This window comes from Flavobacterium hungaricum (assembly GCF_015182285.1).
GTDB classification, from domain to species: domain Bacteria; phylum Bacteroidota; class Bacteroidia; order Flavobacteriales; family Flavobacteriaceae; genus Flavobacterium; species Flavobacterium hungaricum.
Genome location: NZ_PRDM01000003.1, coordinates 221,336 through 236,688, shown reverse-complemented (window position 1 = coordinate 236,688; position 15,353 = coordinate 221,336). Strand labels below are relative to the sequence as shown.

At 36.9% G+C, this 15,353-nt stretch carries 10 protein-coding genes; 1 reads left to right on the top strand and 9 read right to left on the bottom strand.

From position 1 onward, the window contains the following. Positions 1-6 precede the first annotated feature (6 nt). The 9 genes from C4F50_RS14385 to C4F50_RS14345 form a co-directional block, all read right to left on the bottom strand. The gene (locus C4F50_RS14385; RefSeq protein ID WP_194139349.1) at positions 7-1,602 is read right to left on the bottom strand and encodes a glycoside hydrolase family 43 protein; all 1,596 of its coding nucleotides are present in this window, start codon (positions 1,600-1,602) and stop codon (positions 7-9) included. 97 nt (positions 1,603-1,699) lie between these two features. After that, positions 1,700-2,926, bottom strand: a complete 1,227-nt coding sequence (locus tag C4F50_RS14380) for a glycoside hydrolase family 88/105 protein (protein WP_194139348.1) — start codon at positions 2,924-2,926, stop codon at positions 1,700-1,702. Positions 2,927-3,108: 182 nt separating this feature from the next. Beyond that, positions 3,109-4,326, bottom strand: a complete 1,218-nt coding sequence (locus tag C4F50_RS14375; RefSeq protein WP_228012034.1) for a glycoside hydrolase family 88/105 protein — start codon at positions 4,324-4,326, stop codon at positions 3,109-3,111. 18 nt (positions 4,327-4,344) lie between these two features. Next, positions 4,345-5,478, bottom strand: coding sequence for a glycoside hydrolase family 88/105 protein (locus C4F50_RS14370; protein ID WP_228012033.1), 1,134 nt, complete (start codon positions 5,476-5,478; stop codon positions 4,345-4,347). A 127-nt stretch (positions 5,479-5,605) separates the two neighbouring features. Further along, complete coding sequence (locus C4F50_RS14365) at positions 5,606-6,571, bottom strand: DUF4861 family protein (protein WP_194139346.1); 966 nt, start codon at positions 6,569-6,571, stop codon at positions 5,606-5,608. Positions 6,572-6,582: 11 nt separating this feature from the next. After that, positions 6,583-7,521 (bottom strand): alpha/beta hydrolase, encoded by a 939-nt coding sequence (locus C4F50_RS14360; protein WP_194139345.1) that lies wholly within the window; start codon positions 7,519-7,521, stop codon positions 6,583-6,585. A 97-nt stretch (positions 7,522-7,618) separates the two neighbouring features. Further along, positions 7,619-9,292: a RagB/SusD family nutrient uptake outer membrane protein gene (locus C4F50_RS14355; RefSeq protein WP_194139344.1), complete on the bottom strand. Its 1,674-nt coding sequence runs from the start codon at positions 9,290-9,292 to the stop codon at positions 7,619-7,621. A gap of 15 nt (positions 9,293-9,307) precedes the next feature. Next, a complete protein-coding gene (locus C4F50_RS14350; protein WP_194139343.1) occupies positions 9,308-12,439 on the bottom strand; it encodes a SusC/RagA family TonB-linked outer membrane protein in 3,132 nt (1,043 codons plus the stop codon). 35 nt (positions 12,440-12,474) lie between these two features. Continuing rightward, entirely contained in the window at positions 12,475-13,911 is a 1,437-nt protein-coding gene (locus tag C4F50_RS14345) for a glycoside hydrolase family 28 protein (RefSeq protein ID WP_194139342.1), read from the bottom strand. Positions 13,912-14,195: 284 nt separating this feature from the next. Here C4F50_RS14345 and C4F50_RS14340 point away from each other — a divergent pair, with 284 nt between their 5' ends. After that, positions 14,196-15,224: a LacI family DNA-binding transcriptional regulator gene (locus C4F50_RS14340; protein ID WP_194139341.1), complete on the top strand. Its 1,029-nt coding sequence runs from the start codon at positions 14,196-14,198 to the stop codon at positions 15,222-15,224. The last annotated feature ends 129 nt before the right edge of the window (positions 15,225-15,353 follow it).

The window sequence follows — 15,353 nt, the reverse complement described above, 5'->3', positions numbered from 1 at the left end:
TTTCTTTTATTTTGTTATTCTAAACCAATCTACAGCAGCATTACCGGAATCGTTTGTTACTTTTTCACCCAAGGCAAAAAGCCCTACTTTGGCTCCAATCCATTTCCCTTCTTTTGCCGTAAACTCAGTTCCGATTTTTTGGTAATTGGTATCGTCTGTGCTGTAATAGAAACTGCAGATTCCGCCTTTTTTAATTTTTACTCTTAAATAAATAGTACTTCCTGAAATGGCTGTCGGTTTTGATTCTGATTCTGAAACAGACTTATTAAAGGTTCCTGTTTTTTGACTGAGGTACAATTTTCCGTTTTCATTCTTAAAACACAAATAGCTGTAATCTAAGCCCATTACGATCAAACCAGTAGATTCTCCGCTTATTCTGGTATTAAAAGTCAGTTTTGCAGTTGCGGTAAATTCTTCTGCTGGAAACTTCTGCAGTAACAAATTAGGAGCATTAAAAATATTTTTAGAATCAACGGCTGTTACACAGTACAAATTGAGATATCCTAAACTCGTCGCCATTCCCCAATTGGTTTGTTTATTGGCCTGCCACTGCCATTGCAGCCCTAATTTTGGCGTATTAAATTCGTCTGATTCTGCTGGAGTTTCGATCGGGTATTTTTTGCCGACATTTGGTTTTTTAAAAGTCGTCACGGGTTCTCCTATTCCGTTTTTATCAAAATCCTGTCCCATTTCGGGCCAGTCGTTTACCCATTTCATCGGCTGCAGGTGTACGATTCTACCGTAAGCGCCTTTATCCTGAAAGTGAAAAAACCAGTCTTCTCCTGTTTGTGTTGTTACCCACGCACCTTGATGCGGCCCATTTACGGTTGTAGATCCTTGTTCCAGAACTTTTTTCTTTTCATAGGGACCAAAAACATTTTTAGATCTTAAAACGGTCTGCCAGCCTGTTGGTACACCGCCTGCGGGAGCAAAAATATAATAGTAATTATTTCGTTTGTAGAATTTTGGACCTTCAATCGTTCCTTCGCTTTCGTGTCCGTCAATTACCATCACTTCGTCATTATTTACTACAGTTCCGTCGGGTTTCATCGTGCAGACAACCAGCAGGCTTTTGATCTGTGCGCGGCTTCCTGCAAAGGCGTGTACGAGATACGCTTTTCCATCTGTATCCCAAAGCGGACTCGGATCTATCAATCCTTTTCCTGCTTTTACTAATAATGGCTCTGACCAAGGTCCTTCGACTTTTTTGGATTTGATCATATAAATTCCGAAATCGGGATCTGGATAGTAAATGTAAAATTCGTTATTGTGATAATTAATGCTCGGTGCCCAAACTCCATTGCCATGCTGTACCTGATCATAGGTCTCAAAAGGCGGCTGTTTTAGCAGCGCGTAGCTCAGAATCTTCCAACTTACCAAATCTTTAGAATGTAAAATTGGCAGTCCCGGAATACAGTTAAAAGACGAAGCAGTCATATAAAAATCATCTCCAACCCTAACTACATCGGGATCTGAATAATCGGCATGAATTATAGGGTTTGTATAGGTTCCGTCTCCGTTGTCTGGTATCCAGACTTGGGCAAAGTTATTTTGTATCAGGAATATACATAATAAGAGAAAGAAGGCTTTTATATTTTTCATTTTTTGGTAATTATGCTTTCCAATTAAATCCTACAGATAGTATCCCGATCCCAAAGCTTCGGGATCGGGACTCTTGTTTTTTTTGGAACTTATAAAATTATCTATTCAATTCTAAAGCAGCCAAAATAAATGGACCTGTTGCTTTAGGGTCGTTGTCTTTTTTTCTTTCGTTTACGTAATATTCGTAAGAACCGTCACGGTATGGAGTTCCTCCCAGACCTGCTACCTGGCAACAGTTTGTTAAGGTGATACCGCCGTCTTCATCTACTTTTTTGATTAAAATTTTAGTCAATCCGTCAAAAGCTTTGTTGGCTAGTTTTTTGTATTTTGATGGTAAATATCCTTTGTTGGCTCCTTTTGCAAAAGCATAAGCAAACATTGAAGATCCAGATGCTTCTAGATAATTGTCCTTATCACCGCCTCTGTCTGTCACCTGATACCATAATCCTGATGATTTATCCTGATATTTAGCCAAAGCTTCAGAAGTGTTGTTTAGATATTTTACTAATTCTTTTTGTTTTGGGTGGTCTTTTGGAAAATAATCTAAAACATCAACCAATGCCATAACATACCAGCCTAAAGCTCTTGACCAGAAGTTTGGCGAGTTTCCTGTTTCTTTATTTGCCCAAGGCATTTGTTTGCTCTCGTCCCAGCCGTGGTACAACAATCCTGTTTTTGGATCGGTTGCATGAAGCTGAATCAATTCAAATTGTTTGGCGATATCGTCTAAACTTTTTCCGTTTTCAAATGTCACAGTGTATTGTGTGTAAAATGGCTCTCCCATGTACAAACCGTCTAACCACATTTGATTCGGATAGATTTGTTTGTGCCAGAATCCGCCGCTGGCCGTTCTTGGCTGTTCTGCCAATTGTTTGCGAATCTGCTGTAATGCTTTTAAATATTTATCTTGTTTTGACTCTGCATAGATATCAAAAAGCAAACGTCCAGGCACCACCAAATCGATATTGTATTTATCAAATTCGTAGGTTTTGATTTCTCCGTCTGCCTGCACCAATTCATCCACATAACCTCTTACATACGCCTTGTATCTCGGATCTGGATTTTTTTTGTATAATTCTTCGATTGAATGTAAAACTAAAGCGTGTACATAATCCCATTTTGGCTTTTTAGCATCATCCAGCATATACGCTTCTGGATGGCGTTTCATCAAGGTCAAAGCCATTTTATCAGACCATTTTAAATTCTTTCCGATTACGATGTCTTTTTTTGCAGGCTCCTGAGAAGTTACTTTACAACTGGTAACCGTTATCAGGCAAACCAATAAAACCGACATGAAATAACTTTGTTTTTTACTCTTCTTCATTTCAAAATATATTTAAATTCTACTATTTTCTTTTTTTTTGTATTATCTATTTTCAATTTTCTAATTTCTCATGATCCAATTATCTAATTACCCAATTATCTAATTATCTAATTGCCCCAATTACCCAGTTTCCTAATTATCTAATTGTCTAATTATCTAATTGCCCCAATTACCCAATTACCCTAATTATCCAATTCCAATGCCGCCAAAATAAAAGGGCCTAACCCGTGTGAATTGTCCACTTTTATCTTTTCGTTTATATAATATTCATACGAACCATCTCTATATGGATTTCCTCCTAAACCTGCACTGGCACAGACTTGCGTAATGTGCAGTTCGCCATCTGGATCAACCGTAATTAATTTGTCTATAATTGCTTCAAAACCTTTTAAAGCCGCGTTGATATAACTGCTTGGCAAATACCCTTTGTTTGCCCCTTTAGCGAAAGCGTACACAAACATTTCAGATCCCGAAGCCTCCAGATAATTTCCTTTTTTGTTTCCAGCATCTGTTACCTGATACCATAATCCTGACTTGTCCTGATACTTTAAAACTGCTTTTGAAATATCAGTAAAATACACAATCAACTCTTTTCTTTTTGGATGCTCTTTTGGCATATAATCCAGCACATCGACCAAAGCCATCATGTACCAGCCAATAGACCGCGACCAAAAGTTTGGTGAAGTACCCGTTTTTTTATTGGCCCAAGCCATTTGTTTACTCTCGTCCCAAGCATGAAAAAGCAATCCCGTTTTAGGATCTAACGTGTGTTTGTGAATTTCTTCAAACTGTTTGACAATATCGTCAAAGGCTTTATTGTTTTCAAATTCGGCAGTGTAACGCGCGTAAAACGGTTCGCCCATGTATAAACCGTCAAGCCACATTTGGTTCGGATAAATCTTTTTGTGCCAAAACCCGCCCGAATTGGTTCTTGGATGCGTTTCTAACTGCTTTCTCAAGGTTTGCAAAGCCGTAAGATACCGTTTATCTTTGGTCGAATCGTAAAGATCAAAAAGTATTTTTCCGGCATTGATATTATCAATATTGTAATCTTCTAATTTATAATTGAGAATCTCACCCGATTCGTTAATCGTCGATTCTGCATAGCCTTTTGCATAATCAAAGTAAACAGGATTATGCGTTTTTTGATACAATTTTTGAAACGCCAGCATGGCCAGACCTATTTTATAATCCCATTTTGGTTTCTCGTTATTGTCGATCTGCCAGGCTTTGGGTGCACGTTTCATAATCGAAAGTGCCATTTTTTCGGACCATCTTAAATCTTTAGAAATCACAGCCGAAGAACCCGACTTTTCCTGCCCGGAAACTAGAACAGACAGCAAAAGAAATATCCCCGTCATTGCAACTAGAACAGTATTTTTATTCTTTCTGTAATTCATTTTATCCCTGTTAAACCGTTATTTATTCAATTCTACAGCGCTCAATAAAAAAGCACCGTAAGCAATCGCACCGTTTTCTTTTGGTTTGGCTGTTAAGTAATAATCATTGGTGCCGTCACGAAAAGGCTTGCCGCCCAAACCCACATTTGAGGAACTGTTTAGAATATTCACTTCCCCTTTTTTATCCACTTTTACGAACTCTTTTACAAAACTGTCAAAAGATTTTTTAGCGGTCGTTTTATAACTTGAAGGCAGATACCCTTTATCGGCACCTTTTGCAAAAGCATAAATAATCATTCCAGAAGCAGACGATTCTACGTAGTTCCCAAACTTTTCTGGTTTATCAGCAACCTGATACCAAAGCCCTGATTCACTTTTATACTGATTTACATTCTTAGCAATTTCATTCAAATACCCCACCAAAACTTTATATTTTGGATGTGACTTCGGAAAATAATCCAGCGTTTCTACCAAGGCAATCATGTACCAGCCAATCCCGCGCCCCCAGATGGTAGGCGAAGTTCCGGTTTGTTTGTCTGCCCAGGCAATTTCTTTACTTTCGTCCCAAGCCTGATATACCAATCCCGTTTTTGGATCTATCATATGATCGTGCACCAGCTCAAATTGTCTGGCAACATCATCTAAACTTTTTCCTTTTTCGTATTTTACCGTAAACTGCGTATAAAATGGTTCTGCCATATACAAACCGTCTATCCACATTTGATTTGGATAAATCTGTTTGTGCCAAAAACCGCCGCTCGCTGTTCTGGGATGCGTTTCAAGCTGATTTCTAACCTTACCGATAATCTGAAAATAACGGGAATCTTTAGTAACGTCATACAGATTAAACAACAGTTTTGTCGGATTCAAATAATCGATATTGTATTCTTTGAGATCGTATTTTTTGATGTTTCCCGTGCTGTCAATCATTTCATCCACATACGCTTTGGTATAATTGAAATACTTTTTGTCGTTTGTTTTCTGATACAATTTTTCAAAACCAGAAAGTACAAAACCCATTTTATAATCCCATTTTGGTTTTTCATTTCCGTCTAGCTGCCACGCTTTTGGATATTTATTCATAATAGAAACAGCAATTCGTTCTGACCATTTTAACTGATCTGAAATAACTGCCTGATCTTGTGCTGTCATTTTTAAGATTGCACAAAACAGGAAAAAAACAACATAACGGGTTTTAAGCATCATTTTTTGTTTTGGGTTTAGGATTTGTCGTTTTGGCTTCTGGTCTGAGTGCCGCTGCCCTGAAACATGAAACTTTTTAAATTTTTCCTTTCTTGTTCAGCACTTCCAATTGTTTATCCAAATATTTTTCAAACTCTTCTTTCGATTTAATTCCGTTAACTTCTTGTTCCCAAGCTCCCAAAAGATAAAAAGTTACTGCTTTGGTTGTGGGTTTAAAAACCAAAAGATAATCTAAATCAGTATCTTCCGTACTTTCTATCGTACTAATTTCATAAAAAATTGCCATTCCTAACTTATCCGGAACCAAAGATTGTTCTCCGTAAGTAGCCAGATAAGCCCATTTTTTGTTTTTACTTTCTTTTTTAAGCAAATCGGTATTTTTCTGTTTTACAATTCCCGTACAGATTCCTTTAATTTCTTTAGAAGCTTTAATGGTATGCTGCGTATACAGATTGTCAGGTTTAATCGTCAATTCTGAAACGAAATCAATATTGTCCGAAGCTGTTTTCCATCCGTAATAATTTACTTTTACCACCGATTCTTTTGCTTTATTAAAAACCGTTGCAATAGTAGAATCTACTTCACGAAAGTGTAATTTTTCTTTGTTTAAATAACGATCAATAGAACCAATTCCGATTCCTTTTCCTGCTTTTAAAATATCAGCCCCCCAATCACTCATATTGTGGTAGGAATCAAAATTATCCTGTCCTACTTTTGGCAGAATGTTTTCTGAGGTTTTCTTTCCGAAAATATCAATGGCGTTTCTCCAGTCCAAATACAAGCGGTAGCCAATTCTATTGTTTTCCCAGCCCGGTCCTTCATAACGAATATCAAACGAATGATCTGTATGTTCCGGTGCCAGTTTTAATCGATCCACATTTTTAAAAACCGTTCCTCCTTTATATTTTCTTCCTTCCCATTTTCCGTCTGTTTTGGCAGAGATTTCAGCATAAGTTTTATTGGTTTTAATATCGTATTTCTGCGCGTTGATGGCCGTAAGACCTGCAAAAAATAAAACTGCTGTGGTGATTTTTGTTTTCATTGTATTCTAAATTATTTAAAAATTCTATCTAAAAATTGTGTTGTGTACGAAATTGTCTGGCTAAACCAAGGTTCAAAAAACCAAAAAGAATGCGGTGAATCTTCGATTGTTTTGACTTCATTGTAAATCTTATTCGCATTCAAAATAGTTATCATATCGTCTCTGCCGGCATGAAATCTCGGAATACTGCTGCAGATAAAAAGTATCGGCGGTGTATTTTTATTGGTATGGCTCAAGGCCGAAGCATTTTTCCAATTTTCTGGAATTTCATCTGATTTACCGCCCAGCCAGAATGCTGCCATATCTCCTTCGCTCGATTCTGGATGTTTGAATGCCAGAACGCCGTCTACATCGACTATTGCATTTACTTTTGAAGACGATTTACTTTTAAAACCTTTGTCTTCAAAAATCGGATTGTTGTTTGTTGTACCAATCAAAGCTGCCATTTGTCCGCCCGAAGAGCATCCTAAAACCGCAATTTTGTCTGGATCTACCTTAAACTTTCCAGCATTGTCTTTTATAAACCTGATCGCATTTTTAACATCAATAACCGCTGTCGGATATTGAGCTTCTAATGATAATCTGTATTCTATTGTAAAGCAGGAATAGCCTTTCGCAGCGATTTCTCGAGCTAAAAACTGCAGCTGCTCTTTATTTCCGGATCTCCATCCGCCGCCGTGAATCATGACCACTGCCGGATTTCTTTTTTTCTTTTTATTAATGAAAGCATCAAAATGTAAAATACGATCCTGATCTTTATTGTAAACCAAATCAAATTGCTCCTCAACAGCAGTGTTTGGTTTAATTGCTGGAATGGTAATAAACGGATATTTCTTAATTAATTTAGTGTAAGTGCTTTTTACAGTATAAGAAGTATCCACCTTATACTGCTGACTATAAGCAAGTACACTATTTAAAAACACCAATAAAATTACACTTAATTTATGCATTTTAATTTTAACTTTTTAGTTAAGAAAGGAGTTCGACAAAAGTCAAACTCCTTTTTAACTTCTTCAAAAAACAAATAGTCTCAAAACTATTATCTCATTAATATCCTGGGTTTTGCGGGAAATCTTTATTTTGATTTAAATCCAATACTGATTGTGGTATTGGTCTTAAAATTTTAAGTTTTCCGTCTATCCCTGTAAAATTGGCCGCTTTTATTTTATAATTATGAGCTGAGGCTCTGGCTACCAAAGTTCCGGTACGTTTTAAGTCGAACCATCTTTTGTATTCTCCTAATAGCTCTCTTCCTCTTTCATCTAAAACATAATCGATAGTAAATTCTCCTGCAGTTGCGTTTGCTACTCCTGCTCTTCTTCTTACCTCGTTTAAACGGTCTAGTCCTGTTGCAGGCACTCCCGCTTTTAAATACGCTTCGGCTGCAATTAAATACGTTTCTCCTAATCTTGAAACAATAATATCTCTTGTACTTACAGGCCCTGTACTCGTAGGCGTAGTTGGATCTGGATCGTCAAATTTCTTAACCGGAATAGTATAGCAGTCTAAATTTTTAATTAAAGTGTGCGCCGCAGAATATTCTCCCCATGGATGGTACACAAATGTTGCCGCCAATCTAGAAGCATTTGCCGTCATCCAAGTAGTTTTATCGGCAGGAGTAAACCATTTTGGCTCATAAAAATGTCTCACTTTGATCACGCCTCCGCTTGTAGGTCTGTAATATGGGTAATACAGTGTTGTAGTCGCTTTTCCGTTTACTGTTACCGTTTCTTCTAAAATCTCGGTCATAAAAGTGGCTTCCCATCTTTTATCTCCTTTTTCATATAATCCTAAAGCATAATCTGTTGGACATAAATTGTAGCTTCTTAACGGAGCACCTGTTTCTGCACCTCCTAAATAAGAACTGAAATAGTAAAACTGATTGTTTCCTAATTTTGTTGGGTCTGTACTCGTAGAAGCTTTGTCATATTGTACCGAAAAAATAGTTTCTGCATTTAGATCATTTCCTGGTTTGAAAACATCTGCTGCAGCAACATTCAAGGCTTGACCAGCAATTGCAGCGTCAGCATATGCTGCGGCTTTAGAAAAATCATCTGCTTTACCAAAAGTTTCATATCCTCTTGTTAAGTATACTTTTGCCAATAAATCATTTACCGCTCTTTTGTTTACTTTTCCTGCCGTACTGTAAGCTGCAGTGCCAACATTCGCCAAAGCAAAATCTAAATCTGCAATAATCTGTGTGTAAACTTCCTCTGCAGTATTTCTGGTAAAAGATAAAACCGGCGTTGTAATATGTTCGTTTACAATAGGAACGCCTCCGTAGGTCTGTACCAACAAAAAGTAAGCCTGTGCTCTTAAAAATCTTGCCTCACCTACCTGAGTATTTAAAATTGAAGTCTGTTCTGTTACTGTTGAGTAATAAATGGTTTTATTAACAGACTGAATCAATTGATAACACGGATTATACAAATCTGCCACATTATCGGATGATGGTATTAAAAGTGTATACTGGCTCAAACCTGCAGGCTCTGGAGTTCTACCTTCTGCATACATATCAGTTCCAGATTCAAATAACCACGGATTACCTCCGTAAATACCTTTAAGCCATGCGTAGTTTGTGTTTACTAATAGTTGAAATCCAGATGCTGTTTTATAAGTCGCATCTGCTGGTACGTAAGAACGGCTGTCTTCTTCAATATAATCACTGCATGAACTTACAGACACAGCAATTATTCCTAACATTATTATTATTTTTTTCATTTGATATCTTCTTTATTAAAATTTAACACTTAACCCTAATTGCGTTGTCACAGATGCTGGACGGTTTACACCGAAAGGCGAACCTGCCCATTCTGGATCATATCCGTCAAATTTTGTAAATACAAATGGGTCTAAAACATTCACATATATTCTAAAATTGCTGATTTTAAGTTTCTTCAATAATTCAGAATTTAATGTGTAACCTAAAGATATATTTTTAATTTTTACGTAAGAAGCGTCTCTGTAATATCCAAATAAAGAAGTCCAATAAGCTCCTGCTCCCGTTGCAACTGGTCCTGGTCTTGGGTTGGTGTTGTTTGCATTGGCTTCAATTCCTGTTCCGTTGGTTGGAATAAAGTAATCCATTGCCAATTTTTGACGTCCTCTATCACTTACGTCTGCAAAGTTTTGGTGAAATGTACTCAAAACAGTCTGTCCCTGACTTGTAATTACAGAGAAATTAAAATCGAACTGACCCACATTTAATTTAGAGTAAAAACTTCCCTGCCACTCTGGATTCGGGTTTCCGATTACGGTTCTATCGTCTTGATTGAATTTTCCATCTCCGTTTAAGTCTTTCGGTCTTGCCTGTCCTGGCGCCATTCCGTAAGAAGCCGCTGCCGCTGCTTCGCTTTCCTGCCAAACACCGTCATAAACATAATTGTAATTTGGATTTAATGGCGCTCCAAGAATCAGCTTGTTACCAATATCACTTACCTTATCCTGATTGTAAATGGATTCTAATTTGTTTACGTTTTTAGTAAATGTAAAAGTAGTTTCCCAAGTTACCAGACGTGATTTGATGTTTTTGGTAGTTAACAAAACCTCTACCCCTTTGTTACTTACAGAACCCACATTGGCAAAAGTATTTTTCCATCCTGTTTCTGCTGGTAATTGTTGTTTGTAAATCAAATCTTCTGATAATCGGTCGTATACGTCAACAGAACCTGAAATTCTATTTCTTAAAAATCCGAAATCAAGACCTAAATTGTATTCTCTTGTTTTTTCCCAAGTCAAAGCAGGATTTGCAAGATTTTCTGACTGCCAGCCCGAAACTACATTGGCACCTGCAGCATAAAAAGTCTGCTGATTTAAAAGTGCTTGAGAAGTATAAGGTGCTACGTTGTCGTTTCCTGTATATCCGATACTGGCACGTAATTTCAAATCAGAAACTACTGAACTGTTTTCTAAAAACGATTCTTTGCTTAATTTCCATCCTAATGCTAAAGATGGGAAACTCTGCCATTTATTCCCCTCAGATAATACCGAAGAACCGTCCCATCTGGTAGAAGCCGTCACCAAATATTTATCTTTAAAAGCATAATTCAAACGAACAGCATATGAATTTAAAGTGTTTTTGGCAAAAGAAGACTTAACCACATAACTGCTCTGAACCCCAGAACCCATATTATCTGTACCCACATCAAAAGGCTGATTGTTAGAATACAATGAAGAAAATTCATCTGTATTAGAATACAAACTCTGCAATAACAGCAAACTAAAATCATGCACTTGATTAAAAGTGTGTTTGATGTCAATCTGATTATCCCAAGTATAATTGAAGTTGTTGGAATTTTCTAAAGTAGCTGAGTTTTTTCCGTTTAAGGTTACCCCGGCGTTGGTCTGTGCAGTGTAAGCTTTTGAATTTTGCGTATCCATAATTCCTGCAGCAAAAGTGGTTTTGAACGAAAGCCATTTTAAAGCCTGATACTGGAAATAAGCATTACCTACTGTCTGCCATGTTTTTTCTGTCTGAGAAGAATTTGCAATTTCCATTAACGGGTTCACTGTTGATGTTTTATTGATTGCCCAAGAACCGTCTGGATATGTTAATTTACCAGGAAGAAAAAATAAAGTTCCTACTCTCTCATTTCCTGCAGCATCTACTGCCCAAGGAGACATTAACGGACTTAATCTAAAGGCATCCTGCATTGCCAAATCACTACCTAATTGATTGTTTAATCTGGCAATAGTAACGTTTACTCCTGTAGAAAATTTGTCGTTTATTTTATGATTTAATCCTAATTTAAAAGAATATTTATCGGTCGCATCATTCTCGATCAACCCTCGGTCGCTCTGAATTCCGAAACCTAAATTATAGCTCATTCCCGATTCTGAACGGCCAGAAATATTCAGATAATTATTTTCTGTCATTCCCGATTTTAGAACGGCATCGTACCAGTCAAAGTTATAACCGCTGTTGGCACGAGATACCAACAATGGGCTCTGATTTCCTGCCAAAGATGCTAATTGTGCGGGAGTCTGTGTTTGAGGCGTTGCACTCATATAAGCTACTTGGTGAAATTTCCACCATTCTTCTCCTGACATCATTTTTGGTAATCTCGCTGCCGATTTGTTACCGTATGAAGTATCAAAAGTTACACTGATACCTGCCTTTGCACTTGTACCGCTTTTTGTTGTTACGATAATAACCCCATTAGATCCTCTGGAACCATAGATAGCAGCAGAAGAAGCATCTTTTAAAACGTCCATTCTGGCAATATCCTGCGGGTTTAAAAAATCGATTCCGTCCATTGGCACACCGTCTACAACGTATAATGGTGATGAACCTACTTGGCTCGGATTACTAGAATCGGCAATTAAAGAGTTATTTCCTCTAATTACTACCTTAAATCCGTCGCCTGCGCGTCCTGTAGAAGACGAAATCTGAACCCCAGGTGTACTACCCTGAATCGCCTCTAATGGACTAATAGTATTTCTTTCTGTAATCGTTGCAGCGCTGATCGTACTTACAGATCCTGTTAAATCTGTTTTTTTTACCGAGCCATACCCTACAACCACTACTTCTGTTAAAGCATTGGATTGTTCTGCTAAACTTACATTTATTTTTGATTTTCCGGCAACACTAATTTCTTGTGTTTGAAATCCTAAATAGCTGATTACTAAAACAGCTTTTGGATTGGTTACATTAAGCTTAAAACTTCCTTCAAAATCTGTTGAAGTTCCGTTTTTAGTTCCCTTTTCATTTATATTTACCCCTGGCAGCGATAATCCTGATGCATCGGTAATTTTCCCTTCGATAGAAGTTGACTGTGCGTTAGTGGTATTGCACAGCAGCAAATTCAGGAAAAACAAAAATACAATACTGTACTTTTCTTTTTTCTTAGATAGTTTTTTAAAGTTCATAATTTGGTTAAAATGGTTAAAGTGGTTAATAGTTACTAATTAATTGATTCTACTTTTTTGTCATTGATATAAGTATTTATAAATTTTATGTTTTTCACGTTTTTTAATAAATAGACAGAATCTACTTTTTCAATTTTTACATTTTTAAGAGTAATGTTTTCTACCGGAGATGCTTCGTATCCCTCTGCCCAGACACTGTATTTGCCACCATTTTTTACGGTAACATTTTCAAGGCTTACATTTCGTATTGTAGGAATAAAATTTCCGGTCTGCGAGCCGTATACATTATAAAACATATTCAGCTTTAAAACGCATTCTTTTACGACCCCGACTTCGAGATTTCGAACGTAAATGTCTTCGATCACGCCCCCTCTTTTGGAGTTTGTTTTGATACGAATGGCGCGATCTAAATTCGGACTGTCCATTACGCAGTTTTCTACAAAAACATTGTTTACGCCTGCCGAAATTTCGCTGCCGATCACCACCCCGCCGTGGCCGTCGATCATTTTACAGTTTTGTACAATAATGTTTTTACTTGGTATTGCTACACGTCTTCCGTCTGCATCGCGTCCGGCTTTAATGGCAATACAATCGTCACCTGTGTTAAACGTGCAGTTTTTGATTAAAATATTTCGAGAATATTCAGGATCACAGCCGTCATTGTTGGGTCCGTGGCTGTTAACCGTTACCCCGTCAATGATCATATTATTGGTTTTTATAGGATGCAAAATCCAGAAAGGAGCATTTATTACCGTGATATCTTTTACCAAAACGGTATTACATTCAAAAAACTCGATAAAATTCGGACGCAAATATCTGCCGTCACCAAAAACTCTTTCTGAAACCGGAACGTTTCTTTCGGCCATATCTACTAAAACTTCACGGTTTGCAGGGTCATTTTGAGACGGAATTCCTTTTTTCCATCCGTAGCCTTTTCCTCCTGACCAAATCCACCAATTGGTATTGTCCGCCTGACCATTCAAAACTCCTTTACCAGTAATGGCTACATTGGTTTTGTTTTTAGCATAAATAAGCGGCGAATAATTCATTACTTCTGTACCTTCCCAAGAAGTATGCACAATTGGATAATCTTTTGGATTTAAACTAAAAAGAATTTCGGCACCCGCTTCTAAATGCAGGTTTACATTACTTTCCAGATGAACAGCGCCTGTAAGGAATTTTCCGTTGGGAACAATTACTCTGCCTCCGCCATTTTTTGCACATTCTTTTATCGCTTTTTCAAATGCAGTTGTGTTTAAGGTTTTACCATCAGCAACAGCACCAAAATCTGTAATACTATACGTTTTGTCACTAAATTTTGTCTGAGGAATACTTTTGATTACCAGATCCATTTTTTTCCATGGATCATTAGAAGAAGCCGAGCCTGTTTTTTCTGCGCAAGAGGTAAGCAGCACCAGACCAGCAGTTAAAAATACAATCCAATTACATATTTGAGTCTTACGTATAATCATTATGAAGTATTTTTCTTATTTGACATCAAAAACACTTAAATTATGTAATCGATTACACGAAAGTAGAAAAATTGTTCTAACACACCAAATTTATTTAGAAAAAAAATGTACATTTAATTTTTATTGTAAAAAATAATTACATTTAATGCAAAAAATCATATAATTTATTATCATTGTAGAACTGAAAACGTTTTAGTAAATCCAGAAGGTAATCGATAACAATTTCTTATTGATAATAAAAAAAATGTATTTTTGTCTAAAAATAATCTGATAAACTTTTTTTAATGAGTGAAAAAGTAACTATTTACGATATTGCCGAAAAGCTAAATATCACTGCTGCTACCGTTTCTAGAGCGTTAAACAACAATCCGAAAATAAAAGAGGCAACACGTGAATTAGTTTTAAAAACTGCCGCTGCAATGAACTACAAGCAAAACAAACTTGCTTTAGCGCTTAAAAGCGGGCGTAGTAATAACATAGGAGTTATTGTACCGCGTATTGACAGTAATTTTTTCGCCTCTGTCATAAGGGGTATCGAAGAAGAACTTTATCCTCACGGTTATCAAGTCATTATCTGTCAGACTCACGAAAGCATTAAAAGAGAAAATGAAAATCTTCATACTCTTGTAGATGCTCAGGTTGACGGTATTATGATGTCGGTAACGGGCATTTCAGATGAAAATGACAGTGCTTTTAGACATGTTTTAGAAAAAAATGTACCCTTAATATTTTTTGACCGTAGTAAACATATAGACGGCGTAAGTTCTGTTACTATTAACGACTTTAAAGGCGGTTATCTGACAACCAAACACTTGATTGACGAAGGCTGTAAAGCTATTGCGCATTTTTCTGGAGATCAATCGCTGGATATCTTTAAAAACAGATTTTTAGGCTACAAACAAGCTTTACTAGACAATGGCCTGGAATTTAAAGAAGAATATGTTATTTATACTAAAAGTAGTGTAGATGCAGGAAAAGAGGCTGTTGACAATTTACTGAAATTAGATACTCCTCCCGATGCTGTATTCTCTTCGAGTGACTTTGCCGCTTTAGGCGCAATTCAGGAACTTCAGTCCAGAAACATCAGCATTCCAAAAGAATTTTGCGTGGCAGGATTTAGTAACGAACCTTTCACTAAGTTTATGGAGCTTTCGATCACTTCTGTTGACCAGTCTCCTTTAGAAATGGGCAAAATGTCTGCCCGTGTTTTCTTAGAACAGGTAGACAAAACTGATACCATTAAAATCGAAAAAAAGGTGGTTCTCGCACCAGAATTACACATTCGTAAATCTTCTAAAAAAACTAACTTCTAGATTTTTTTACCATATAAGTTATATAAGCTCATTTTAGAATGGGCTTTTTTTTGCAAGCTTCGGAGAAGCGAAATATTTATAGCAAGGAATAAAGATTCACAGCATCAAACAGAGGAGCGTTATATTTTT